This is a genomic window from Flavobacterium sp. ENC, from assembly GCF_020991415.1.
Lineage (GTDB): Bacteria > Bacteroidota > Bacteroidia > Flavobacteriales > Flavobacteriaceae > Flavobacterium.
This window is the reverse complement of the sequence record NZ_JAJMOY010000005.1, coordinates 200,767-226,708: the sequence shown is the minus strand read 5'-3', so window position 1 is coordinate 226,708 and position 25,942 is coordinate 200,767. Positions and strand designations below refer to the sequence as shown.

The 25,942-nt window shown below is 35.9% G+C and carries 20 protein-coding genes and 2 tRNA genes; 14 read left to right on the top strand and 8 right to left on the bottom strand.

What is annotated here, in order from left to right:
* Positions 1 to 106 precede the first annotated feature (106 nt).
* From LPB89_RS15060 to msrB, 3 genes are all read right to left on the bottom strand, one after another.
* Positions 107 to 1,522 carry an aminopeptidase P N-terminal domain-containing protein gene (locus LPB89_RS15060; RefSeq protein WP_230702558.1) on the bottom strand — a complete coding sequence of 472 codons (1,416 nt, stop codon included), beginning with the start codon at positions 1,520 to 1,522 and terminating at the stop codon, positions 107 to 109.
* A gap of 187 nt (positions 1,523 to 1,709) precedes the next feature.
* Complete coding sequence (gene msrA / locus LPB89_RS15055) at positions 1,710 to 2,327, bottom strand: peptide-methionine (S)-S-oxide reductase MsrA (RefSeq protein WP_230702557.1); 618 nt, start codon at positions 2,325 to 2,327, stop codon at positions 1,710 to 1,712.
* A gap of 9 nt (positions 2,328 to 2,336) precedes the next feature.
* Positions 2,337 to 2,900 carry a peptide-methionine (R)-S-oxide reductase MsrB gene (gene msrB / locus LPB89_RS15050; RefSeq protein ID WP_230702556.1) on the bottom strand — a complete coding sequence of 188 codons (564 nt, stop codon included), beginning with the start codon at positions 2,898 to 2,900 and terminating at the stop codon, positions 2,337 to 2,339.
* Positions 2,901 to 3,190: 290 nt separating this feature from the next.
* Between msrB and idi the strand changes: the two genes are divergently transcribed.
* From idi to LPB89_RS15015, 7 genes are all read left to right on the top strand, one after another.
* Positions 3,191 to 3,718: an isopentenyl-diphosphate Delta-isomerase gene (gene idi / locus LPB89_RS15045; protein WP_230702555.1), complete on the top strand. Its 528-nt coding sequence runs from the start codon at positions 3,191 to 3,193 to the stop codon at positions 3,716 to 3,718.
* 22 nt (positions 3,719 to 3,740) lie between these two features.
* On the top strand, positions 3,741 to 4,151 hold the full coding sequence (locus tag LPB89_RS15040) for a 6-carboxytetrahydropterin synthase (protein WP_230702554.1): 411 nt from the start codon (positions 3,741 to 3,743) through the stop codon (positions 4,149 to 4,151).
* A gap of 4 nt (positions 4,152 to 4,155) precedes the next feature.
* Complete coding sequence (locus LPB89_RS15035) at positions 4,156 to 4,614, top strand: peroxiredoxin (protein ID WP_230702553.1); 459 nt, start codon at positions 4,156 to 4,158, stop codon at positions 4,612 to 4,614.
* 59 nt (positions 4,615 to 4,673) lie between these two features.
* Positions 4,674 to 5,642, top strand: coding sequence for a type I phosphomannose isomerase catalytic subunit (locus LPB89_RS15030; RefSeq protein ID WP_230702552.1), 969 nt, complete (start codon positions 4,674 to 4,676; stop codon positions 5,640 to 5,642).
* A 57-nt stretch (positions 5,643 to 5,699) separates the two neighbouring features.
* The gene (locus LPB89_RS15025) at positions 5,700 to 5,966 is read left to right on the top strand and encodes a hypothetical protein (RefSeq protein ID WP_026982865.1); all 267 of its coding nucleotides are present in this window, start codon (positions 5,700 to 5,702) and stop codon (positions 5,964 to 5,966) included.
* Positions 5,967 to 6,044: 78 nt separating this feature from the next.
* Positions 6,045 to 6,118, top strand: a tRNA-Thr gene (locus LPB89_RS15020).
* A gap of 107 nt (positions 6,119 to 6,225) precedes the next feature.
* Positions 6,226 to 6,299 (top strand) — tRNA-Thr (locus tag LPB89_RS15015).
* A gap of 411 nt (positions 6,300 to 6,710) precedes the next feature.
* Here LPB89_RS15015 and LPB89_RS15010 read toward each other — a convergent pair.
* From LPB89_RS15010 to htpG, 3 genes are all read right to left on the bottom strand, one after another.
* A complete protein-coding gene (locus tag LPB89_RS15010) occupies positions 6,711 to 7,427 on the bottom strand; it encodes a DUF4369 domain-containing protein (RefSeq protein WP_230702551.1) in 717 nt (238 codons plus the stop codon).
* A gap of 131 nt (positions 7,428 to 7,558) precedes the next feature.
* The gene (locus LPB89_RS15005; RefSeq protein ID WP_230702550.1) at positions 7,559 to 8,386 is read right to left on the bottom strand and encodes a hypothetical protein; all 828 of its coding nucleotides are present in this window, start codon (positions 8,384 to 8,386) and stop codon (positions 7,559 to 7,561) included.
* 122 nt (positions 8,387 to 8,508) lie between these two features.
* Positions 8,509 to 10,392, bottom strand: coding sequence for a molecular chaperone HtpG (gene htpG / locus LPB89_RS15000; protein WP_230702549.1), 1,884 nt, complete (start codon positions 10,390 to 10,392; stop codon positions 8,509 to 8,511).
* 202 nt (positions 10,393 to 10,594) lie between these two features.
* Between htpG and LPB89_RS14995 the strand changes: the two genes are divergently transcribed.
* The 3 genes from LPB89_RS14995 (at position 10,595) to LPB89_RS14985 (ending at position 12,858) form a co-directional block, all read left to right on the top strand.
* Positions 10,595 to 11,092 carry a lipocalin family protein gene (locus tag LPB89_RS14995; protein ID WP_230702548.1) on the top strand — a complete coding sequence of 166 codons (498 nt, stop codon included), beginning with the start codon at positions 10,595 to 10,597 and terminating at the stop codon, positions 11,090 to 11,092.
* 17 nt (positions 11,093 to 11,109) lie between these two features.
* The gene (locus LPB89_RS14990) at positions 11,110 to 11,805 is read left to right on the top strand and encodes an OmpA family protein (RefSeq protein WP_230702547.1); all 696 of its coding nucleotides are present in this window, start codon (positions 11,110 to 11,112) and stop codon (positions 11,803 to 11,805) included.
* A 102-nt stretch (positions 11,806 to 11,907) separates the two neighbouring features.
* Positions 11,908 to 12,858 (top strand): ABC transporter ATP-binding protein, encoded by a 951-nt coding sequence (locus LPB89_RS14985; protein WP_230702546.1) that lies wholly within the window; start codon positions 11,908 to 11,910, stop codon positions 12,856 to 12,858.
* 119 nt (positions 12,859 to 12,977) lie between these two features.
* Here the strand turns inward: LPB89_RS14985 and LPB89_RS14980 are convergent, their stop codons facing one another.
* Positions 12,978 to 15,389, bottom strand: a complete 2,412-nt coding sequence (locus LPB89_RS14980) for a S9 family peptidase (RefSeq protein ID WP_230702545.1) — start codon at positions 15,387 to 15,389, stop codon at positions 12,978 to 12,980.
* Positions 15,390 to 15,654: 265 nt separating this feature from the next.
* On the opposite strand from LPB89_RS14980, the gene LPB89_RS14975 reads away from it, so the two are divergent.
* Together LPB89_RS14975 and LPB89_RS14970 are read left to right on the top strand one after the other, a co-directional pair.
* Complete coding sequence (locus LPB89_RS14975; protein WP_127338425.1) at positions 15,655 to 16,662, top strand: 3-oxoacyl-ACP synthase III family protein; 1,008 nt, start codon at positions 15,655 to 15,657, stop codon at positions 16,660 to 16,662.
* A gap of 124 nt (positions 16,663 to 16,786) precedes the next feature.
* Positions 16,787 to 17,458, top strand: coding sequence for a copper homeostasis protein CutC (locus LPB89_RS14970; RefSeq protein ID WP_230702544.1), 672 nt, complete (start codon positions 16,787 to 16,789; stop codon positions 17,456 to 17,458).
* 109 nt (positions 17,459 to 17,567) lie between these two features.
* Here the strand turns inward: LPB89_RS14970 and LPB89_RS14965 are convergent, their stop codons facing one another.
* The gene (locus LPB89_RS14965; RefSeq protein WP_230702543.1) at positions 17,568 to 19,985 is read right to left on the bottom strand and encodes a TonB-dependent receptor domain-containing protein; all 2,418 of its coding nucleotides are present in this window, start codon (positions 19,983 to 19,985) and stop codon (positions 17,568 to 17,570) included.
* Positions 19,986 to 20,305: 320 nt separating this feature from the next.
* Here LPB89_RS14965 and argS point away from each other — a divergent pair, with 320 nt between their 5' ends.
* Positions 20,306 to 22,084, top strand: a complete 1,779-nt coding sequence (argS, locus tag LPB89_RS14960; RefSeq protein WP_230702542.1) for an arginine--tRNA ligase — start codon at positions 20,306 to 20,308, stop codon at positions 22,082 to 22,084.
* A gap of 652 nt (positions 22,085 to 22,736) precedes the next feature.
* The gene (locus LPB89_RS14955; protein WP_230702541.1) at positions 22,737 to 25,934 is read left to right on the top strand and encodes a SusC/RagA family TonB-linked outer membrane protein; all 3,198 of its coding nucleotides are present in this window, start codon (positions 22,737 to 22,739) and stop codon (positions 25,932 to 25,934) included.
* The last annotated feature ends 8 nt before the right edge of the window (positions 25,935 to 25,942 follow it).

Sequence of the window (25,942 nt, the reverse complement as noted above, 5' to 3'; positions counted from 1 at the left end):
TTTGAAATGTTTTTTTTTGCCACAGATTAAAAGATTAAAAAGATTTTTACAAACTTTATTTAATTAGCTTGAATCTGTGTAAATCCCTTAATCTGTGGCTGAAAAATTAAATTTTAGGAAATTTCATCTCATTAAAAGTACTTTTTTGCCTGGCTAAAGCTTCGATTTCGTCCCATTTTCTTGGGGAATCGACAGAAAGGTTTTCGTAAGAATCTTTTTTGATTAAGATATCATCTTCGATGCGAACACCAATGTTCCACCATTTTTTGTCGCATTTACTGTTGGCTGAAATATAAATTCCCGGCTCAACCGTGATGATCATGTTTTCTTTTAAAAGACTTTGCGGGCCTTTGAAGTTTCCTTTGTCGTGAACATCCAGTCCCAGAAAATGCGAGCATCCATGAGGATAATAAAGACTTACTTCTTTTAAGTCTTTGATAATTCCCAGTTTTAATAATCCGTTTGCCAGCACTTCTTTTGCTTTGTTGTTCAGCTCTAAAAGAGGAGTGCCTTCTTTACAAATGGCAAAAACGGCTTCCTGCGCATCGTAAACCAATTGGTAAATGGCTTTTTGTTCGGCTGTGAATTTTCCGTTTGCCGGAATGGTTCTGGTCACATCGGCAGAATAGCCATGATATTCGGATCCGACATCCATTAACAGCAACTGATTGTCAATTTTAGTACTGTTGTTTTCGCCGTAATGTAAGATGCAGCCGTTTGCTCCGGCACCCACAATTGGAGGATATCCTTCTCCTTCAGCACCATATTTTCTATGGATGTAGGCATGAATTCCGTCTGCTTCATTTTCGCTCATGTCAGGACCGACAGCTTTCATTACTTCATTGTGGGCCATACAGGAAAGCTTAACGGTTTTACGCATCAAAACTAATTCTTCGGGCGTTTTTATTTCCCTAAGTGTACTGGTAATAGTTCGGAACAATTCTAAGGAACTTTCATCTTCTTTTGTAATTCCGGCTTTGGTTTTAAAATTCTGAAGTAATCCCAACAAATCCGATTCACTTTTATCACTGCCGATGTCGGTTGGAATTTTATCGTAAATTATTTTATCGAATTTTTTAAAATCAATAGCGAAATCTTTAAAGGCGCTTCCGTTGTAGGCTGTTGCGATTCCCAATTGAGATTTTGTACCGTCAACACCCAAACGTCTTCCTGTCCACATTTCGCGGGCTGCATTTTTTTCGCGGACAAAAAGCACTTCATTGTACGTTTCACCGCTTCCCTGTGCCTCTTTAAAAATCAATAAAACGGCATCAGGTTCTTTGTAGCCCGTTAAATAATACAAATCAGGATTCTGGTGAAAATTGTAATTGATATCTCTCGAAAAAACTCTTTCAGGATAAGAGAAAATCAGCGCTACCGAATTGGCCGGCATTAACGCTCTAAAGGCTTCGCGACGTCCTTTGTGGAATTCTTTTGAAAGATAATCGGCTGGTAAATTTTCCTGGGAATGAATCTGAAAAACGGTAAATAAGCATAAGAAAGGCAGAAGGAAACGCTTCATTTTTTGATAGTTTTGATTGATGATTTTGATTTTTTTAATTCATGCAAATTACAAAAAAAATGAATTAAAAAAGGGTTGCCGCGAATTATACGAATTACACGAATTTTTATTTCAAAATATTGTAATTCGTATAATTGGTGGCAAAACATAAAAAAACCGTCCATAATGGACGGCTGATTTTTGATTCTTATTTCTTTTTCAATTTGCTTTTAAAGACTTTTTCAAATTTTTCTAATTTGGGCTGAATCACCATTTTGCAATACGGCTGGCTTTTGTTGTTTGCATAATAATTCTGGTGATAGTCCTCGGCTTTGTAGAACTTGCTGAAAGGTTCCACTTTTGTTACAATGGGGCTGTCATAAACTTTCGCTTTATTAAGCTCCGCAATAATACTTTCTGCCGCTTTTTTCTGTTGAGGATTATGGTAGAAAATTACAGAGCGATACTGAGTCCCTACATCGGCTCCCTGTCTGTTTAAGGTTGTGGGGTCATGAACGGTAAAGAAGACTTTGAAAATTTCATTGATATCCGTTACGGTGTTATCGTAGGTGATCTGAACCACTTCGGCATGGCCTGTCGTTCCGGTGCATACTTCCTCGTAAGTCGGGTTGGCTACTTTTCCTCCGGAGAAACCCGAAACAACGGATTTCACTCCGTTTAAATTTTCATAAACGGCTTCAACACACCAGTAGCATCCTCCGCCAAGCGTGATGGTTTCGTATTTGGAAGTTTTTTTTGCTGTGTTATCCTGTGCAAAACCACTTAGGGATAGCGCAAGAATGCCTATTAAAAATATATTTTTCATCGTTTATTATTATTTAGAGTCGGGGATAAAATCCAGTGCGATCGAGTTCATGCAATAGCGTTTTCCGGTTGGTTCCGGTCCATCATCAAACAAATGGCCTAAATGTCCGCCACATCTGCCGCATAAGGCTTCAATTCTTTCCATTCCCAGCGAGTTGTCTTTTTTGTAAACAACGCTGTTTTTATTTTCCTGTTCAAAAAAGCTGGGCCATCCGCAGCTGCTTGAAAATTTGGCTCCGGATCTGAAAAGCAGGTTTCCGCAGGATGCACAATAATAAGTTCCTTTTTCGTCGGTATTCCAGTACTTTCCTGTAAAAGGTCTTTCGGTATCTGCCTCTCGCATTACGGCATAAACATCTTCGGGTAATACTTTTTTCCATTCGGCATCACTTACGTTTATTTTAGTGGTGTCTGTATTAGAGTAATAAGGGTTTCCGGGTTTGCTGATTTTATTTTCCATCATAACAGTTTTTGTGTTTTCTTTTTTCTTGTTTTGTCCGCAGGCCTGCAGAATAAAAAGCGGAAGTAAAAAGCAAAGGCTGAAAAATTGTGTTTTTGTTTTTGAGATTTTCATGAGGCTTTATTTTTTAGTATTTCAAAGGTACGACGAGAGTTTGTTTAGAAATGTCGTGCACTTTACAATTGAGATTTTTTTAAGTATGATTTAACGTTTTCTTATTTACGTAAACGGTATGCATTTAGTTTTAAGGCCTGTTTTTAGCGGTTTTTATATAAAATAATCTATTGCAATATTTTGGAAATTAATTACTTATAAAAATATAGGCTCGTTAAACTTTTCACAATCTTTTCTGAAATTTTCAAGCCATTTCTTTTTTCGTATTTTTGTTTGTACAAAACGCCCTGATGATAGAAGAAAACGTAATATTAGTCAATCAAAATGATGAGCAGATTGGCTTAATGCCGAAATTAGAAGCACATGAAAAAGCAGTGCTGCACCGTGCTTTCTCCGTTTTTATCTTAAATGGTAAAAATGAGATAATGTTACAGCAACGCGCAAGTCAAAAATATCACTCACCTTTGCTTTGGACGAATACCTGCTGTAGTCACCAGCGTGAAGGAGAATCGAATATTGAAGCGGGCAGCCGAAGATTATTTGAGGAAATGGGTTTTAAAGCTGATTTGAAAGAATTGTTTCATTTTATATACAAGGCACCTTTTGACAACGGCTTAACGGAACACGAACTCGATCACGTCATGATCGGTTATCACAATGATAATCCGGCTATTAATCCTGATGAAGTAGAGGATTGGAAGTGGATGAAAATAGAAGATGTAAAAGAAGATATTGAAAGGCAGCCCGAAATTTATACCGTGTGGTTCAAAATAATATTTGATGAATTTTATCATTATTTGGAAGACCATAAAATTTAAACCATAGTAACCAAAAACCTAAATGAAAGTAACCATATCAAGAAAAGCACATTTTAATGCTGCACATCGACTGCATAGGAAAGATTGGACATCAGAAAAGAACAATGCTGTTTTTGGAAAATGTAATAATCCTAATTTTCATGGTCATAATTATGGTTTAACAGTAAGTGTTACAGGAAAAATTGACCCCGAAACCGGTTTTGTTTTAGATGTGAAAGTATTAGCGGACATTATACTCGAAGAAGTAGAAATTCCGTTTGATCACAAAAACCTGAATCTGGATGTTCCGGAATTTCAGGATTTGAATCCAACAGCAGAAAATATTGCCGTTGTGATATGGAATAAAATCAGAAAAAGAATTCAGCCTGATTTCGATTTAGAAATCGTTCTGAATGAAACGGACCGCAATTTTGTAACCTATAAAGGAGAATAAAAAAATGTCATTAAAAACAGGAGATATAGTTCCGAATTTTACTGCAAAGGATAGTCACGGAGAAGTTTTTGAAAGCCAAAGTGTTTTGGGGCGAAAACCGCTGGTGATTTATTTTTATCCAAAAGACAATACACCCGGCTGTACCACGGAAGCCTGCAGCTTCAGGGACCAATACGAAGATTTTAAAGATCTCGGTGCAGAAGTGATTGGTATAAGCAGCGATAGTGTAAAATCACACCATAAATTTGCGCATAAACACCATCTGCCTTTTATACTTTTATCGGATCAGGATAAAAAATTAAGACACCTTTTTGGTGTGCGTGATAATCTATTTGGACTTTTGCCGGGAAGAGTAACTTATATTATAGACCGAAATGGAGTAGTTATTCTGATTTTTGATAGTATAAGTGCATCAAAGCATATCCCGAAGGCATTGGAAACCATCAAAGAATTAGTATTATAGATTGAAAAAAAAGTAGTACATCAACATTAAATTAATAAAGATATTAGCCAAAAAAAACTATGAAGCCACAAACATACCCTTTGCAATTTGACCCGATCTTAAAAGAAAGAATCTGGGGAGGAGAAAAACTAAAAACGATTCTTAATAAACCTATTGTTTCTAAAATTACAGGCGAAAGCTGGGAATTGTCTACTGTAGAAGGTGACGTAAGTGTAGTTGCCAACGGATCTTTCAAAGGTAAATCATTAATGGATCTTATCAATGAAATGCCAAATGAAATCCTGGGAACGAAAGTTTATGAGCGTTTCGGAAAACAATTTCCATTGCTTTTTAAATATTTAGATGCCCGTGAAGATCTTTCCATACAGGTGCATCCTAATGATAAACTGGCAAAAGAACGTCACAATTCTTTTGGTAAAACCGAGATGTGGTACGTAACACAGGCCGATCCTGATGCACGAATAATTGTAGGATTTAAAGAAAATTCAAGTAAAGAAGAATATCTGAAACATTTAAATGACAAGACTTTAGTCTCTATTTTAGATGATGTGAAAGCAAAACCGGGTGATGTTTTCTTTCTGGAAACGGGAACGGTTCATGCAATTGGTGCCGGTTTAGTGGTAGCCGAGATTCAGCAGACTTCCGATATTACCTATCGCTTATATGATTTCGATCGTAAAGATGCACAGGGAAATACAAGAGAACTTCATGTAGATTTAGCGCTTGATGCCATAAACTATAATAAGGTAGAGACGCAGAAAAAATATGAGACAAAAACGAATGTATCCAATACAGTAGTAGATTGTCCGTACTTTACAACCAATTTTATTCCGTTAGAAGATAAAGTTGCCGTTTCTAAAACAGGAGAAACTTTTACTGTTTATATGTGTATTGAAGGAAGTTTCGAAATCGAATACGACGGATTTAAACAATCGTATATCAAAGGAGATACAGTTTTAGTTCCTGCTGAGATAAATGCATTTATCCTGACCGGAAAAGCTTCAATTTTAGAAATTTACATTTCATAGCACGTAATAGAAAGATTATATGTACTTTTGCAGTCGCAAATTAAAATAAAAATAAAAATGGCAAACGTTAAAAATTTAAAGAAAGACATCAACTTCGTATTGGGAGATATTATTGAGGCAATTTACTTATTCGAAATGTCTACTACAGGAAATCCTACTCCGGAAACGAATGCTTTGATTGATCAGGCTATCGCTGCTTTTGACACTTTGATCACAAAAGTGAATGCTAAGAACGTTGAAAACAAAAAAGCGCACTTCAAACAAATCAATGTTGAATTGGAAGAAACTGCTAATCAATTGATTGCTAAAATCAACGAATTGTAAGCAAAAAAAAGTATAAAAAAGTGCAAATTTATTTTGGTAAAACGAAAAACCGCTTTATATTTGCACCCGTAATGAGTCGCCAGCGTAGCTCAGTTGGCTAGAGCAGCTGATTTGTAATCAGCAGGTCGTGGGTTCGAGTCCCTCCGCCGGCTCAACGTAAAACCATCACTGAAAAGTGGTGGTTTTTTATTTAAAGTAAAGGGTGAAATTATTTTGGAAAATATAAAAAACCACTTTATATTTGCACCCGTAATGAGTCGCCAGCGTAGCTCAGTTGGCTAGAGCAGCTGATTTGTAATCAGCAGGTCGTGGGTTCGAGTCCCTCCGCCGGCTCAACATAAAAAAACCATCACTTTTGTGATGGTTTTTTTTGATACAAACATTAAATAAAATTCCAATTTTTTCAAATTCCAACCGCAACTTAATTGGAATTGGGGATACCGCAAAGAACGCTAAGTTTTTTACTCCGGGCTTTTATAAAGGAAAGTTCGCAAAGCTTTATTGACTTAGCTTTGCGAACTTTCCTTTATAAAACATTCTTAGATAAAAATCTTTGCGTTCTCTGCGGTAAAAAATAATGAGTTCCTATGTTTTTTATATTTTTCAATAACATTTAGCGTTGGCCCGCACTTTGGAATTTGGATTTGGAATTTAAAAAAAATTGGAATTTAATTTAAAGTTTTTATCAAAAAAAAACGCCCTGAATTTTCAGGACGTATTTATGATTTTATAATGTTCAGAAAACTATTTCTGTTCTGCCTTTTTAATGTCACTAACATATTTTGTTAGTTTTTTACCGTAAAGCGATTGTGCTACTTTTGGAGTCATTGATTTTTGAATGGTATCCAGAAACTTCACGTTGATGTCGTAGATCTCTGCCAAAGCAATATAAGGTGCTATTTCGTGATCTTTGTGATTAATAGCAAAGTTGGTAGCGAATAAGTATTTTCTTTTGATATTAGACTGTTGTTTCGCGTCAATACTGTCAACGGCTTTTTGATCTTTCCTTTTTATCGCATTAAATTTGGATTCTACCATAGTAAGGTTTTCATCATTAAAGCGGGAGTTTATTTTTTTATACTCTTCGTATAGCTCCTGATTTTTAGATCCGGTAATTTTAGCACCGTATATAAAATTATCTAAGTTTGTTTCGATGTTAAGATTTCCAGGTTCAGCAAAAAATAAAATGTTATTATCCAGTGAATTTGTTACGCCACGATCCAGGAATAGATAAAGCATTTCCGGGGATTCTAATTTTATATCTCTTTCAAAAGTTGAACTTCCGTCGATTTTAACCGAGTCAATAGCAACAAGGGAAGTGTCAACCACTCTTTGAATGTATAAAGTTCCTTTTTTTAATCCTTTTATGTTTCCAGTAAGATGTAAACCGTCAGTAGTTTCTTTTTTGCTGCAGGATGCCAGTAGGGCAATGGAAGCAAAGGCAATAATTGATTTTTTCATTGGTTTTTTAGATTTTGCTGCAAAATAAAGAAAATAGTTTGAATGTAAAGAAGTAGTGTTTAAATTTTGCTTAAAATAAATCCCAGTCTATTTCTAAATTGGGATTCTTCATTTTTAATAAAATTATTTAATTACATAAGTAAGTTAAATATAGCGCCATTTTCATGCGTATACGTGTATTTGCTGTCACAATCGTTGTTTCCGTAATCCACAATTCCATTAAGTAAGCCGCCCTGAATTTTCAGCTTTCCCTTAGAAATAAATTCACATGAATATTTTTTTATTAAAGTTTCCTGAACCGTCAATGTTAAGGTTGCGCCGCTTGCTGAAGTTACAGTATGCGTTCCTTCCGTCATTTCGTAAATATTATCCTCTAACAGGAAAGGAGTGTCAACGCCAGCCGTTTGTTTTAGAGTAAAGATTCCGGTATTAAGGAAAACATTACCTGCTAAATCTGTAAATTTTCCATTAGTTACTTTTCTGCTAAATTGTGGTATAGTGGGAGTAGTTGTAGTGTTAGTGTACTCAATTGTACCTTCTAATTTTATTCCTTTAATAGAATAGTCAATTCTTTCAATGGTCATTTTGCTCCCTGTTGTAGTGATCGGACCGGAAAGTGTAACTTTCAATTTTCCTTTTCGTATCAATTGATTGTCAGAGCAGCCGGCTGTTCCGTAATCTATTGTAAATACTTTTGGGTAAGATTCGGCGCTCTGTTGTATTATGGTAACCGTGCCGCAAATTCCGGGAGAAGTTTCTGTGTTTTTTCCTGTTGCAGCGGTCTTTGATGAAACGAGTAATGCGGTTTTTACGTCCATTTCGTTTGCTGCATCAATAGCAACTGATGCTCCGACCGAAGAGACATCTGTTTGACCGATGGTTTCATTGTCACTGGAACAGGAAACATAGATCAGTCCTGTTATACAAAAGGTTAGTAGTAAAATAAAGGTTTTTTTCATGGTAGTTTTGTTTTTTAGTTAGGTTAAAAAGGCATTCAAATGTAATAAAAAAAACGAATTGCAATAAAAAATCCTGTAAGCTGAGCCTACAGGATTTAATAACGTAATTATGATTCAAAAAATTATTTGATCATTTCAAAACTTCTTTTCACAAAAGCGGTTAATGCTTCTCCTTTTAAGAGGTTTTGTGATAGTTTAGCCAAATCTAAAGCTTGTTTTACCAAATGCTCCTGATGTGTTTTGTCTTCCGTATTTAAAATACTGGCAGCCAAATCAGAATTAGTATTTACAATCAGATTGTACATTTCCGGCATATTTCCCATTCCAAACATTCCACCGCCACCGGACTGGCTCATTTCTTTCATTCTGCGCATGAATTCCGGTTGCGTGATGATAAACGGAGCTGCCTGGCTGTCCATTGCTTCCAGTTGTACAGAGTACGCTTTTGGAATATAAGACTCCAATGAAGTTTTTAAAGTTTCTTTTTCTTCATCAGATAATTTAGAAATCGTGTTTTCGTCTTTTTTGATCAGATTATCAATATGATCAGAATCGACACGAACGAAACTTAATCCGCTGTTATCACCTTCAATTTTCTGAATTAAATGTGAAATAATCGGAGAATCCAAAAGTAAGACTTCGTATCCTTTTTCTTTTGCGGTTTCAATATAAGAGTGCTGAGCGTCTTTATTTCCAGCGTATAAAACAATTAGTTTTCCGTCTTTATCGGTTTGGTTGTCTTTCAGTTTTTCTTTTAATTCTTCAAGCGTAAAGTAAGTATCATCCACCGTAGGATATAATACAAACGCACCTGCTTTTTCGTAGAATTTGTCTTCAGAAAGCATTCCGTACTCTAAAACGATTTTAATATCGTTCCATTTTTGCTCAAAATCAGCACGGTTTTCAGTAAATAAAGCTTTTAGTTTATCCGCTACTTTACGGGTAATGTAGTTGGAGATTTTCTTCACTGCGCCATCAGCCTGTAATCCTGAACGGGAAACATTCAGAGGAATATCCGGAGAATCGATAACACCTTTTAACATTGTTAAAAATTCAGGTACAATTCCTTCTACGTTATCCGTAACGTAAACCTGGTTTTGGTACAATTGAATTTTGTCTTTCTGAATTTGCATGTCCGTACCTAATTTCGGGAAATACAAAATTCCGGTTAAGTTAAACGGGTAATCAACATTTAAATGGATATTGAATAAAGGCTCTTCGAATTGCATTGGATACAACTCTCTGTAGAAATTTTTATAATCCTCATCCGATAATTCAGCCGGTTGTTTGGTCCAGGCCGGGTTTGGATTGTTGATGATGTTGTCTGTTTCAACAGTTTCATTTACGTAATCTTCAGGAGCATCTTCCGGTTTTGGAAGAGTTTCTGTTCTTGTTCCGAATTTAATCGGAATCGGCATAAACTTATTGTATTTGTTCAACAGACCGCTGATTTTTGAATCTTCTAAAAATTCTAAAGAATCTTCGGCAACGTGTAAAATGATTTCGGTACCACGTGAAGTTTTGTCAGCCGGTTCTAAAGTAAATTCAGGGCTTCCGTCACAGGTCCAGTGTGCAGCCGGTTCGTCTTTATAAGATTTAGTAATGATCTCTACTTTTTCGGCCACCATAAAGGCAGAATAAAAACCAAGACCAAAATGACCAATGATTCCGGAATCTTTAGCAGAATCTTTGTATTTGTCCAGGAATTCCTCAGCTCCGGAAAAAGCCACCTGATTGATGTATTTTTCAACTTCATCAGCTGTCATTCCTAAACCCTGATCGATAATGTGGATTTTTTTACCTTCTTTATCGACTTTAATTTCGATAACCGGATTTCCGTACTCTACTTTTGCCTCACCAATACTTATTAGGTGTTTTAGTTTTAAAGTAGCATCGGTTCCGTTTGAAACAAGCTCACGTAAAAAGATTTCGTGGTCGCTGTACAAGAACTTTTTGATTAAGGGAAAGATGTTTTCTACTGAAACATTAATTTTACCTGTTGTCATATTTTTTAATTTTTTAGTTTAATGTGATGATTTTCATTTAGTCAAATAGAATACCAATTGCTTTTTGAATGACAAAATGTCGGAAGTGTTAATTTTGAAAGAAAATAATCAGATTCTAAAACGAATGATGTTTTTATGAATTGTATATTTGTGCTAGAATAATTGTTAAATGTGTAAGTATTAACTTAAATAAAAGTACAAAATGAAGAAAGTTCTTTTCATTTGCATGATTGCCACGATGTTATTTGCGTGTAAATCAGCATCAACAGCTTCAACTGAAGCAACACCGCTATCGACTAAACTTGACAGACCTACTCAGGTAGCTATTAAAGGAAACTGGGTTCTTACCAATGTTTCTTATCCTGGTTCTGAGTATATAAAAGTAAACTCATTTGATCTTGCCGATTCAAAATGTTTTATTGGTAGTACCTGGAATTTTATTTCTAACAATAATAAAGGTACCATGACTTTAACGGCGCCAAGCTGTACTGCATTTACTTCTCCAATTGTGTGGAGTATCAATAATCAGGGACTTTTTGTGCTTAAAATTGTAGAGCCGGGTACAAAATCAAAAAATGTGAAATCAGGATATTTGCTTAAAGTGGCAGGTTTAACGGATACTTCGTTTCAGTTAATCGACAACATTAATGTTGGAGGTCAGACCAAAGACGTTACGTACCAGTTTCAAAGAGCTAATTAATATTAAAAAAGAAAAAAATGAGAAAGATAATAGTTTTAGGGTTGAGCAGTTTACTGGTATTAACTAGTTTTTTTGTAAGTTGTGACTCAGTAAAAAATGCAAATAATACACAAAAAGGCGCCGGAATCGGAGTTGTTGCAGGTGGTATTATTGGTGGTATTTTGGGAAACAATTTAGGTAAAGGCGGAAACGCCGCTTTAGGAGCTGCCATTGGAGCTGCCGTAGGTGGTGGAACAGGAGCACTTATCGGGAATAAAATGGACAAACAAGCCCGTGAAATCGATCAGGCTTTACCGGGTGCTGATGTTGAAAGAGTAGGGGAAGGTATTCACTTGACTCTTAATGAGAACGCAGTTCGTTTTGATACTAATAAATCAACACTTACTACTCAGGCAAAAGCTAATTTAGATAAATTAGTTCCTGTATTTAATGAATACGGAGATACTAATATTGAAATTTTTGGATATACGGATAATACCGGAAAACCGGAATACAATCTGACACTTTCAGGACAAAGAGCTGCGGCTGTGCAGTCTTATTTAGTAGCAAAAGGATTAAAATCAAGCCGTTTTAAAACCTCAGGTTTAGGAATTGCTGACCCAATTGCGACTAATGATACTCCGGAAGGAAGAACTCAAAACCGTCGTGTTGAATTTGCTATTACTGCAAATGACAAAATGGTGAATGATGCTAAGACAGAAGTTGGAAAATAATTTCCATACAATATAATTTGAAAAAAGCTGTTCGTATTGAACAGCTTTTTTTTTGACTTTCGGTTTTAAAGATTGTAAATTTGAACCCTCAATTAGAATTCAATGCTTGATATAAAAAATATCTCCTTTTCGTATACGGATGCGCCGGTTATTAAAAATGTGACTTTTTCAATAGAAAAAGGGCAGAATATTGCTATTATAGGGGAAAGTGGCTGTGGGAAAAGTACACTCCTGAAGCTTATGTATGGATTGTATGATTTAGATGAAGGCGAGATTTTTTACAATGAAAAACCTGTTTTAGGGCCGAAACACAATTTGATTCCGGGAATGCCTTTTATGAAATATCTGGCACAGGATTTTGATTTGTCTCCCTATGAAACTGTAGCTGAGAATGTTGGAAAGTTTCTTTCGAATGGTTTTGCCAATATGAAAAAACTACGCGTTCAGGAATTACTTGAAATGGTAGAAATGGACCAGTTTGCTAATGTGAAAGCTAAATTTTTAAGTGGAGGACAGCAGCAAAGAGTAGCTTTGGTCAGAGTTTTGGCTCTGGAACCCGAAGTTATTTTACTGGACGAGCCCTTCAGTCAAATTGATGCCTTTCGTAAAAATGCGTTACGAAGAAATTTGTTCCGCTATTTAAAACAAAAAGGGATTACCTGTATCATTGCCACTCACGACAGTACAGATGCTTTGTCGTTTGCGGATGAAGCTATTGTAATGAGAAGCGGGGAAATTATCGTAAAAGACAACCCGACAAAAATTTATGAAGATCCTGAAACAAAATATGTAGCATCGCTTTTTGGAGAAGTAAATGAAGTGGCGACACATTTATTAGTTCCTTATGAAGACGAAACACATAAAACATTAGTCTATCCGCATCAGTTTAAAATGGTTCCGGAATCTAATTTGCCGGTTAAAATCAGGAGAACTTATTTCAGGGGAAATCATTATCTTATAGAAGCTGTCTATAAACGACAACTCGTTTTCTTTGAGAGTGAAATTGATTTACCGGTTGAAGAAAGTGTTTTTCTGGCGCTGAATTATTTATAAGAAAAAATTATCTGATACTTAATACAAAACCCGACAGGTTTTTAAAACCTGTCGGGTTTGTTGTTGAAAAAAACTTAGCACCTCAGTAACTCAGAACCTTTGTGCCTTTAAAAAAAAAACTAGTTTTTCAAATACTTTTCTAAAAACTGATCCTGTTCCCAAAGTAAATGCAATATATTTTCTTTGGCTACATATCCATGTGCTTCTTTAGGTAAAATTACCATTCTTGCAGGAGCTCCCAGTCCTTTTAAAGCCTGAAAGTAACGTTCAGTTTGCAGGGTAAAAGTCCCGGGATTATTATCTGCCTCACCATGTACTAATAGAAGTGGTGTTTTCATTTTATCAGCATTCATAAAAGGGGACATTGTATTGTAAACTTCAGGTGCTTCCCAGTAATTGCGCTGCTCGCTCTGAAATCCGAATGGTGTCAAAGTTCTGTTATAAGCACCGCTTCTGGCAATTCCACAGGCAAAAAGATTAGAATGCGTCAACAAGTTAGCTGTCATAAAAGCACCATACGAATGTCCTCCCACAGCAACTTTTTTCCTGTTGATATAGCCTAGGGCATCAACGGCATTGATGGCGGCTTCTGCATTATCGACCAATTGTGAAATGAAATTGTCATTAGGTTCCGTGGTTCCTTCACCAATAATAGGGAAAGCCGCATCGTCTAAAACCACATATCCTTTCGTAACCCAATACACAAATGATCCATAATACGGAAAAGTAAACTCATTCGGATTCTGAGTCGATTGACCTGCGCTGTTTTTGTCTTTGTATTCCGCGGGATATGCCCAGATTAACAAAGGCAGTTTTTCTTTTTTAGCCTTGTCATAACCGGCAGGCAGGTATAATGTTCCGGAAAGTTCAACACCGTCCTTACGTTTGTATTTGATGACTTCCTTGCTGACATTTTTTATGCTTTCGAAAGGATTTTTGAAAGCTGTAATAGGTGTCAGGCTGTTTTGTTTTTTGATGTTTCTGAAGTAATAATTCGGATAGTCACTTTTAGACTGTATTTGTACCAGCACTTTTCCGGTTTTAAAATCTTCAATTTCAATTAAATCTTCTTTTTTGTCTTTATAAGAAGAAGTATAAAGGCGTTTGTTTTTTAAGGTTGTAAAATTGAATTCATCTATAAACGGAAACTGTCCTTCCTTTGTGTATCCGTCGCCAATACGGTAGGCATTGTCTTTTTCGATTGCTAAGACATATTTGTTATATTCATTTTTTCTGGTTTCGAAAGTACCCGGATCAGAATATACATCCTGAGAATTTCTGTCGGTAAGCACTTTTGGAGCCTGTCCAGGAGTAGATGGATTAATTAAGTATGTTTTTACATTACGGGTATCATACCATTCGTCGGAAACAATGGCAATGTTATCATTCCCCCAGGTTATACCTGAAAAACGTTGCGGTAATTTTACCAGAGTAATTGGATCGTTTGTAAAAGGCGCATCCCAAAGAAAAACTTCGTCTCTGAAGTCTGCTTTATTTGCAGGATTTCCCTCGTCTAAAGCAGTCACATAAGACAAAGTAGCAGGTTTGTCATTTCTCCAGGCCATTTCTCTTTTTCCTTTTCGTACCGCCATAAAACCTTTAGGAATAATTTCGTTTAAAGGAACTTCGTTAACGGTTTTGATTTCTTTTCCTCTGCTGTCATAAACAACGGTTTTGGAAGGAAATCTGTTTAAAGGAACCACATAAGAGAATGGTTTCTGAATCGTAGTCAGCATGATGTAATTGCCATCAGGGGAAATTCGTTCGCCGGCAAACATAGCCGCTTCTTTAAATAGCGTGGCAGTTCCGTTTATGTTTACTTTGTATAATTCTGAAGTCATGCTGTTTTCAAAATTAATTTCATCATTTTTATTTTTCAACATATCCGGATAGGTCCTGTTTTGGGATTTTTCCCCTGAAGTATTGGAAACAATTGGTCCTTTTGGCAGGTCTTTTTTGGAATCCAGTAAAGCCTGCCTGTTTTTAGGAAGCATTTTTACCAATATGGTTTCATTGTCTAAAAACCAGCTGAACGGATTGCCAAGATTGGCATTTACTGTAGCCTCTGTTAATTTTGTAGCTTTTGCAGTAGCAACATCTAAAACCCAAAGTTCAACTCCTGATTTGGTAGTGTGTGAAAACAGGATTTTTTTGTCATTCGGTGACCAGATAATATTGCTTATTTTAGGATTATCAGGTAAACCTGCAACTTGTACTTCATCAGTACTGCTTATTTTTCGCACTTTCAGGTTGCTGACATAAGTCACCGTACTTGAAATATTAGTAACAGGGTTGATTCGCAAACCCGCCAGGCGGAGTTCTTCCTGATTTAAATCATCTAATGTTTTATAGGTGTTTCTGTAAGACAGCAGCATATATTCTTTTTTGGTATCCATAGATACAGAAGGAGCCCTTTCGTAATCGGCTAAATCTAAAATTGATTTAGAAGGTTTTTGATAGGTCAGGTTTTCTTGTGCAAAGCCAAAAAAGCCAAAATTCAGGAGTAATAATAGTGTAACCTTTAATTTCATAATTTGAATTTTAGGGGTTTAAAAAATGGTACTGATAAATGTTTGTCTAAAGTACTTTAGTCTTGTTACATTTTAAGTTCGAAATTTAACTTTTTTTAGGTTTTATAGGAATTTATTGCTTTATTGAAATTTAAAACGAATCAATATAAACTATTATTAAAGTATATTAAATTGTCAATTACGAAAAAAATAGTAATTTGTACGCTTATGTTTTAAAGTATACTTAGATTTGCAATCCAATTTTTTAACAAATAATAAAAAGAATATGTATCATTCAAAAATAGCGGGCTTAGGATATTATGTTCCTTCAAATGTTGTCACCAACGATGATTTGTCTAAGATTATTGATACCAACGACGAATGGATTCAGGAAAGAACAGGGATTCAGGAGCGCAGACATATCATTCGTGGAGAGGATACCACAACTTCTATGGGAGTAAAAGCAGCTAAAATTGCAATCGAACGTTCCGGCATTGCCAAAGAAGATATTGATTTTGTAGTTTTTGCTACATTAAGTCCGGATTACTATTTTCCAGGACCGGGAGTTTTAGTGCAGCGTGATTTAGGTTTAAGAACTGTTGGGGCTTTAGATGTAAGAAACCAATGTTCTGGTTTTATCTACGCAATCTCGGTTGCAGACCAATATATCAAAACCGGAATGTATAAAAACATTTTGGTAATTGGTTCAGAAGTACATTCAACAGGATTAGATATGACAACACGCGGACGCGGCGTTTCGGTGATTTTTGGAGATGGAGCAGGAGCAGCGGTTTTAAGCCGTGAAGAAGATTTGACCAAAGGAATTTTGTCAACACATTTACACTCAGAAGGACAACACGCCGAAGAGCTGGCTTTACAGGCACCTGGTATGGGAGCACGCTGGGTAACCGATATTCTGGCCGATAATGATCCGAATGACGAAAGTTATTATCCATACATGAACGGGCAATTTGTGTTTAAAAATGCAGTAGTTCGTTTTGCTGAGGTGATCAATGAAGGGCTTGAAGCAAATGGTTTACAGGTTTCTGATATTAATATGCTGATTCCGCATCAGGCGAATTTGAGAATTTCACAATTCATTCAGAACAAATTCAAACTGTCAGATGATCAGGTGTACAATAACATCCAGAAATACGGAAATACCACTGCGGCATCGATTCCGATTGCCTTGACAGAAGCTTGGGAACAGGGAAAAATAAAAACAGGAGATACAGTTGTTTTAGCTGCTTTCGGAAGTGGATTCACTTGGGGAAGCGCTATTATTAAATGGTAAACTTTCTGTCTTAATATTATATTAAAACCTGTTCAGTTTCTGAACAGGTTTTTTATTTTTGACCTGTTTGTTTTATCTCAGAAACGAAGGACCTTCGCAGGAAAATGTTATTATATTGTAAAAAATGAAAAAAAATCAACTCGAAATAGCCTGTTTTAATTTGGAATCTGCTTTGATCGCCCAGGAGAACGGAGCAGACCGAATCGAATTGTGTGAAAATATGCAACTCGGTGGAACTACTCCCAATTATATCTTAGGAGTACGGGTGCGGGAGCAATTATCGATAAAAATGCACGTCATTATCAGGCCGCGTGGCGGAGATTTTGTTTATTCGGATGAGGAACTTATCGAAATGAAACAAGACATTAAACAATTTAAAAAACTAGGTATTGACGGATTTGTTTTTGGTGTTTTAAAGGAAGATGGCAGTGTTAATAAAACACGAAATAAAGAACTGGTGGATTTGGCCAGTCCGCTTCCGTGTACTTTTCACAGGGCTTTTGATGTGGTGGAAAACGTAGAGCAATCTTTGGAAGATGTAATTGACTGCGGTTTTAAAACCATTCTGACTTCGGGACAGGGTGTAAATGTTCTGGAAGGAATTTCGGTTTTAGAGAAAATTCAAAAACTAGCCGGCGACCGGATTACAATCATGCCCGGGGGAGGTTTGAGATCTTCAAATATTCAGGCGTTACAGGAAAAATTGGAACCTACTTTTTATCATTCTTCTGCCATTACGGATCATTCTGAAACAGCGGATCCTGAGGAAATAAAAAATATAAGAGCCAATTTTTGAGTAATTTTACTCTTGAAGCTAAATAAAAAAGGCCTGAAGTTGGCAAACTCCAGGCCTTTTCTCTACAAGAAATTATTAAAAATATAAAAATCTGCTAATACAAACGGGACTAAAACATTCCGCCACCGTCTTTATTAGTGTTGTCTTCTCTTTGTTTACGTTGCAGTTTTTTGATTTTCCCTCCTCCAAAGTTATAGGTTAAACCTAAATAAACCGTTTGGCTCTCCCATGTAAACTGTCCTGCCTGTGGATAAGGATACATTGTATCGAAAGCATATTTCATCGTATTGAATACGTCATTAAAACGCACACTGATATTCATCTTGTTGTCTAACAATGTATAACGTGAACCTATGTCCATTTTGTACATTTCATGACTATTATTTTGAAGTCCGTCACTTGGCCCTTTATAAAACCCGAATAACAGGAAGCTTAAACGTTTATTTACTTTAAAATTGGAGTTCATACGAGCATTGAAAGCCGATACAGTAATTTTTCTTTCGACCGGATTACTGGTTTTGGTCGGGCTATCATATAAAAACACAATCCCTTGTTGATTAATACTGGAAAAATCAATAGACGGAGAGATGTCCCACCATTTTGTAATTTTATAATTAAAAGAAGCTTCAAATCCATAAGCAGTATTGCTGTCGTAGTTGGTAAAAGACATAATCTGTTTTTTACCCGTCAGGTCGGCCACATCTGGATATAAAATTCTGCTGATCTGATCATTGATTTGTCTTACAAATACTCCCGCAGTAAAACTTCCTTTTTCTAATGTTTTGGTATAATTTACTTCAACTGAATTCGTAAACTGAGGTCTAAGTTCAGGATTTCCAAGGGACGTTACCAAAGGAGTAGAGAATTCACGGATCGGTTTTGTCTGCTCTAAACTTGGTCGGTCTACACGACGGCTGTAACTAAGCTGTAACGTATTTTTCTCATTTAGGTTGTAAGTCAAATAAGCAGAAGGGTACAGCGTAATGTAATCATCATCAAATTTTTCCTTACCATAATTCAGATTGGCAGCCACTTTATAACTTTCAAAACGGGCTCCTACCTGATAACTGAATTTTTTGAATTTCTGTCCGAAAGTTACATAAGCAGAATAAATATCGGTATCATACGTATAATTCGACATTTGATCTTTTACCGCAACAACGGGATTTCCAGTTGCATAATCATTACCTGTTCTGGTAATTCTGGCTTCGGCACCAGCTTCAAGGGTTGATTTTTCGCTTAATGGATTTACATAATCAATGTTAAGTGTGCTTAACTGACGATCGCTTTTAATCAAATCGTTGTAAATTATATTATTCACCGTATTATCGGGAGCTGTCGTTTTAGTATCAAAATTGGCATTTTGAGTTTCTTTGCTATCGCTGTAGTTTCCTTCAAAATCTAAAGTATGACCTTCTTTTTTGAAAATATGTTTATAGGCTAAATTATACGTTCCGGTTTCTTCAGGTCCTGAATATTTAGATTTTTGAAAGATGTTTTTAATGTCCGGATCCCCATTGTTATAATCAATATCAGTATCTACAAATCCTTTTCCGGTAGATTTATTCTGATTCGTATAAAAAGACAAAGTATTGTGGTCGTTGATCAGGAAATCCATACCAATTTTGTAGAGGTAAGAATCATTCTCATTTTTAATATCCAGATCCTGTACAATATTCTCATCAAATCTTCTGATCAGACCATCATTAAAATAGGTTCCGAAGTTTTGTCCCACATTCCCGAAAAAGTTCACTTTTCCGGTTTTATAATTCAAATCCAGTGACTGATTGTATTTGGCCGTTTCCCCAAATGTAATACCACCGCTGTAACTACCGTTGAAGCCTGTGTTTGCATTTTTATGCAAAATAATATTAATGATTCCGGACATTCCTTCCGGATTGTATTTGGCACTTGGATTGGTAATCAATTCAATTTTCTTGATAGAAGTTGAAGGAATCTGTTTTAATAACTGGGCCGGGTCAATATTACTTGGTCTTCCGTCAATTAAAACACGAACATTATCGTTTCCGCGAAGCGAAAGTTTTCCATCCTGGTCAACGTTTACAGATGGAATATTGTTCATAATATCAGATGCTGAAGCTCCCGCTGTCGTCAGGTCTTTTCCGACAGTAACTACTTTTCGGTCAATTTTTTGTTCTATTGTAGAGCGTTCGTTTACAATGTTTACGCCTTTTAGCTGTGTCGCTTCTTCTTCAAGGGATACTTTTACGATAGCTTCCTTTTTAGTATCGCTTAAAATAACAGAACCGATATATTTTCTGAATCCAATGTATTGAATTTCGATGGTATAATTTTTTAAAGCTAAATTTTTAATGCTAAAATCACCATTATCATCTGTATTTACTCCCGAAACTACTTTTCCATTGTCCTTGATCGAAACCGTAGCATATGAAATTGGGGCATTGTTCGATTTTTCGGTAATTTTTCCGGAGACTGTCCCCGAATTCTGAGCTTGTGCTGTTGCCATTACACCCAGTAATGCGAACAGAAAGAATTTTAATTTCATAATGTGGTACCTGATTGATTTGATTTGATTGATGATGATGCTTGTTTTTAGTTTTTCTTTTTTTTCTTTGGAAATAAATTCAAAGTCCCTATTAAGACTCTTTTGTGGTGGATATGTTACAGAAAAATTAAAATAAATTTTGTTTTTTTGTGAGATCTGCTGTTTTATAATGGATTAAGGTTTTGATTTTTTGATAATTTTAACAATTGAAAGATTGTGTTTTTTGTGAAATTCTGACTCTTTTCAGGAATTTTATATGTTTTTGATTTTCTCTAATTGATGAATAAGCAGTATATTTGCTCACTTTAAAATAAGTTTACATGTCATTATCACAAATTCTTACACCTTCTATACAAAAAGCAATACAAGCATTATTTGATGTTACTGTTGATAAAATCGAGTTTCAGACTACCAGAAAAGAGTTTGAGGGAGATATTACAATGGTACTGTTTCCTTTACTAAAAGTGATTAAAAGCAATCCTGTCGAATTAGGAAATAAAATTGGAAATTATCTGGTGGAGAATGTTACTGAAGTAGCGCGTTTCAACGTAGTATCCGGTTTTTTAAATATTGTAATTGCCGATAGTTATTATTTGAATTTCTTTAATGAAATAAAAGACAATGCAAAATTTGGTTATGCAACGCCAAATCCGGAGGAGAAAGCCATTATGGTCGAATATTCGTCGCCAAATACCAATAAACCATTGCACTTGGGTCACGTTCGTAACAATCTGTTAGGATATTCCGTTGCGGAAATTATTAAGGCCTCGGGTAAAAAAGTATATAAAACACAAATTATCAACGATCGTGGAATTCATATCTGCAAATCGATGCTGGCCTGGGAGAAATTCGGAAACGGAGAAACTCCGGAAAGTTCCAATTTAAAAGGAGATAAATTAGTTGGTAAATATTACGTAGAGTTTGACAAAGCGTATAAAGCTGAAATCGCTCAATTGATGGCATCCGGTAAAACGGAGGAAGAAGCGAAAAAACAGGCTCCGGTGATCATCGAAGCCCAGGATATGCTTAAAAAATGGGAAGCCGGAGATGAAAAAGTGATCACACTTTGGAAAATGATGAACCAATGGGTTTATGATGGTTTTGCAACTACTTATACCAATCTTGGAGTTAATTTTGATAAATATTATTACGAAAGCAATACCTATTTATTAGGAAAAGATGTTGTTCAGATAGGTCTTGATAGTGGTGTTTTCGAAAAAGATCCTGATGGTTCAGTCTGGATTGACCTGACAGATGAAGGTCTGGATCGTAAAATTGTGCTTCGTTCAGACGGAACAGCCGTTTATATGACCCAGGATATCGGAACAGCCATTCAGCGTGTAAAAGATATGCCCGATGTTGGCGGAATGGTTTATACGGTTGGTAACGAGCAGGATTATCACTTTAAGGTTTTATTCTTAATCCTGAAAAAATTAGGTTTCGACTGGGCTTCAAGTCTGTATCATTTATCCTACGGAATGGTTGATTTACCTTCCGGAAAAATGAAAAGCCGTGAAGGAACTGTTGTAGATGCCGATGATCTAATGCAGGACATGACCGATACGGCAAAACAAATTTCTGAGGATTTAGGAAAACTCGATAGTTATTCTGCCGAAGAAAAAGAGAAATTGTACAAAACAATAGGTCTTGGTGCTCTTAAATATTATATTTTAAAAGTAGATCCTAAAAAACGTATTTTGTTCAATCCGGAAGAATCAGTAGATTTTGCCGGAAACACAGGTCCGTTTATTCAGTATACGTATGCAAGAATCCAGTCGATTATTCGCAAAGCCGATTTCGATTTTTCAAATACAACAGCTACTATAGCGTTACACGAAAAAGAAAAGGAACTCGTAAAACAAATCGAGCTTTTCCCGGAAGTAATTCAAAATGCCGCACAGAATCACAGCCCGGCACTAATTGCTAATTATACTTACGATCTGGTAAAAGAATACAACTCATTTTATCAGTCCGTACATATTTTAGGTGAAGTCGATCTGACTAAAAAAGTATTCAGAGTCCAGCTTTCCCAAAAAGTGGCTGAAGTGATAAAAGCTGCTTTTACACTATTAGGAATTGAAGTTCCGGAGAGAATGTAAATTTTACCAAATAAATTTAGAAAAGCCGATAGTAAATTCACTATCGGTTTTTTTTGGCTTAAATATTTGAATAAGTGATGTTTATGTTTATCAAATAAACCTACATAAGATTACTAAGTTATATTTTAAAAATAAAGTAAGATTTTATTTGCATATATGAATATATTATATTAATTTTCCTACGTTGTTTAAACACAAAATCCAAAAGACTGGTTTTGGCCAAATTTGCAGCTCAGATACCACAGAAGAGTCATTCGCAAACAATCCAGACAAATTTCCCCTCAAATAGTGATTTTAGAGATTATAGATATTCTCCTTATTATTCATTTTTAATTATTTTGAATTAGTACCCTTGTAGTTATTAATAGATATAAGGATAAAACCGTCTAATGAATTTTGGACGGTTTTTTTATTTTGTAAGACTGGCAGTCAATACTTTCGATACTTTTCTTCTTTAAAAATTTCTCTTATCAGTCACTTTGTTTTATTAGGAAGTCAATCTTAAAAATATAAGATTTTACTTTACTCTATTCTTTATAAAACTTAATAAAGTAGTATAATATTTACATTTATTAATGTTAAATATGTAATTATTCTTGTTAAAAATATTTTAATTTAATAAGTTCGGCCCATAATTTTAAAATTAAGAATCATGAAACAAAAATTAAAAGGATTAATGTCGCTGTTTTTCGCGCTTGTTTTGCAATTAACTTTTGCACAGGAAAAAACAGTCACAGGAAAAGTTTCTGACAATGCAGGAATGCCTTTGCCCGGGGTTAGTGTTTTAGTTAAGGGAACGAAATCAGGAACGCAAACTGATTTTGACGGAAAATATGCTATTCGTGCAGCATCGAATCAGGTATTGGTTTTCAGTTATATTGGAATGAAAACTCAGGAAGTTCCGGCAACAGTCTCCATAATTAATGTTAAATTAGCGGACAATGCACAGGAACTCGAAGGGGTTACAGTAACTACTGCGCTAGGGATTAAAAGAGATAGAAAGTCTCTTGGTTATGCAACCCAGGAGGTCAATGGTGATGATTTGACAAAAGTAAATACCGGAAACGTTTCAAATTCAATCGCGGGTAAAGTAGCCGGTATTGAAATAAAAAGAAGTGGAAATATCGGAGGGTCAACAAATGTGGTGATCCGTGGTTCTAAATCAATTACCGGAAATAATCAGGCACTTTGGGTGGTTGATGGTATCCCGTTAAACAATGACAACTCAAATTCTGCTGAGCAAAAGATGGGCCGTTCCGGTTTTGATTATGGAAATGCAGCATCAGATATTAATCCGGATGATATTGAAACGATAAACGTACTTAAAGGAGCTGCAGCCTCTGCTTTGTATGGCTCAAGAGCGGGTAATGGTGTAATTATTGTTACTACTAAAAAAGGAAGAAAAGGAAAAGGGCTGGGGATTTCTATCAGTTCAGGTATCTCAACAGGTACCGCTGATAAAAAGACACTTCCTCAGTATCAGAAACAATATGGAGGCGGAGATGGTTCTGTATTCAGCTCAAAAGTAGATTTGGGCGAAGGCTCATTTCCAACTATAGTATCAGAAGATGCCTCATGGGGTCCGGCATTCAACGCATCCCAAAGGGTATACAACTGGAATTCCTATTATCCCGAACTAAATACTTATGGAAAAACTTCCCCGTGGACAGCTTCTAAAAATGATCCGCTTTCTTTTTTTAAAAACTCGACTACTTATACAAACAATATCGCGATAAGTAATGGAAATGAAAATGGAACTTTTAGATTTGGTTACACTAATTTTGATCAAACCGGAATCTTACCGAACAGCTCCATAAAGAAAAATAATTTTAATTTTTCGGGTAGTTATAAAGTGAGCAGCAAAACAGAGATCGCCGCAACTGCAAATTATATTGCTTCTGGTGGAACCGGATTAAACGATACGGGCTATTCCGATAATATTCTGGGTAGTTTCAGACAATGGTGGCATAATGATGTAGATCTTAAAGAGCTGGAACGGGCCTATCAATCAACCGGTAAAAATATTACGTGGAACCCAAGATCTTCTACAGATACAAATCCGCTATATTGGGACAACCCTTATTTCGGACGTTATGAAAATTACAACAATTTTAGCAGGGACCGTTTCTTTGGTAACTTTACAATAAACACTGAAATTACAAACTGGTTTTCTGTAACAGGAAGAGGAGCGGTAGATACCTACGCGGAAACTCAGGAAGAAAGAGTAGCGATAGGATCGGGTGTTAATAGTAATATTGCCAGCTATTCAAGATATGATAAGAGATTCAGAGAAATTAACCTGGATTTATTACTGAACTTTAAAACAAAAATTGGAGAAGACTTTAACTTTAGAGGTTTACTTGGAGCATCAAGCAGAAGAAGCAGACTTAGTTCCATACGTGCCGCCACAAATGGAGGTTTATTAATTCCAAAAATGTATGCACTGTCTAATTCCGTCAGCAGTATCGAAAACCCCATAGAATTTTTAAATGAGCGAGGGGTGAACAGCGCCTACGCAAGCGTCTCTTTCGATTACAAAGACACTTTTTTCATTGAAGGAACTTTTAGAATTGACGAATCATCTACGTTGCCAGCGAAAGAATCTAAGTACAGTTATCCTTCTGTTACCGGAACTTATATTTTCAGTAAACATTTAAATCTGCCCTGGCTGGAGTTTGGTAAAGTACGTGTTAACTTTGCCCAAACGGGAAACGATGCTGAAGTGCATGTAATTAATCCGGTGTATACTAAAGGAACGAACTTTAATGATAATCCTTTATTTTCCAATGAAAATATTCGTAAAAATCCCAACTTAAAAGCTGAAACTATTGATGGGCAGGAAGCTGGAATTGAGTTGCAATTCTTAAAACGAAGAATTGGTCTTGAAGCCTCTGTGTATAAAAGTACCACAAAAGACCTGATAATGGATATCACTACTGGTTCCGAAACCGGATACAGCGGGACAACAACCAATGCCGGAAAACTTACAAATAAAGGTGTAGAACTGACGCTTACTTTAGTTCCTGTAAAAACACAAAATTTTTCCTGGACTTCAAAAATAAACTGGAATAAAAACGAGAGTAAAGTGGTATCGTTAGCTGACGGACTTCAACAAGTTGTTATAGGTACATTTAATCAGGGAACAAGCTTAAATGCTATTCCGGGCCAGCCACTGGGCGTAATTAAAGGTTCAGGATACAAATATTTAAATGGAGAAAGAGTGGTACTGCCAAATGGAAATTACGATAAAGTGAGTAACGTTGCTATTGGAAATGTAACTCCGGACTGGACAGGTGGTATCAATAATATTTTTAATTACAAAAGAGTAACGTTCAGTTTCTTAATTGATATTAAAAAAGGAGGAGATGTCTTTTCATTAGATCAGGCCTATGGACAAGCCAGTGGTCTTTATCAAAATACCGTTGGAACAAATGATTTGGGCAATCCTATCCGAAATCAGCTTACTGATGTAAGGCCGGGCGGGCAGATCCTGCCGGGTGTTCAGGCTGATGGCAGTCCTAATAAAGTGAGAGCGGCTGTTACAACTGATAAAGGGGAATCTAATCTGGGATATAAATCCTTTCCAAATCAGGCCTTTGTATACGATGCTTCCTACGTGAAATTGAGAGAGGTTTCTATAGCTTATCAATTACCACCAAAACTTTTAGAGGGGACATTCATGAACAATGTGACTTTTGCAGCAAATGGGAGCAACCTTTGGATCATTCATAAAAACTTACCGTACGCTGACCCTGAGTCCGGTTTTAGTTCCGGAAACTTCCAGGGATTCCAAACAGGTGTTATGCCTTCAGTAAGAGAAATTAGCTTTAGTGTAAAAGTTCAATTCTAAAAATTTAA